This window comes from Vibrio sp. Y176 (genome assembly GCF_033438945.1).
Genome location: NZ_JAWOQS010001278.1, coordinates 1 through 502, shown reverse-complemented (window position 1 = coordinate 502; position 502 = coordinate 1). Strand labels below are relative to the sequence as shown.

Annotated in this window: 1 protein-coding gene; it reads left to right on the top strand. The window is 42.2% G+C overall.

What is annotated here, in order from left to right; translation table 11 throughout:
- Nucleotides 1-28: 28 nt before the first annotated feature.
- Nucleotides 29-502 (top strand): DUF2058 domain-containing protein (locus tag R7O13_RS31390; protein ID WP_318305805.1); only part of this gene is annotated, 474 nt, incomplete at its 3' end.

Sequence of the window (502 nt, the reverse complement as noted above, 5' to 3'; positions counted from 1 at the left end):
AGAAAATTGCGCACTAACTGGATTAAACATGGCGAAACTTACCCTTCAAGAACAAATGCTAAAAGCGGGCTTAGTTAACGAGAAAAAACTAAAGAAAGCGAAAAAAGGCTCAAAGAAATCACGCGTTCAAGCACGCGAAGTTAAAGCGGCGGTTGAAGAGAGTAAACGCCAGCAGGTAGAGCGAGACAAACAGCTAAGCCAACAACAAAACGCAGAGCGTCTAAGCAAAGAGATCAAAGCGCAAATCAATCAACTGATTGAGATGAACAAGATCGAGCTAAAAGATGGCGACATCAAATACAACTTTACACACGGTACACTAGTGAAATCACTTTATGTAGATTCACTTATCCGCGAACAGTTGATCAAAGGCATTTTGGCTATTGCTATTGTCGGTGAAAGCTACGTTGTCATTCCGCGCGGAGTAGCGAATAAAATTGCTCAACGTGATGAGTCCGTCATCATCGAACAGAAAGAAGCAGAATCTGAGATTCCGACAGAA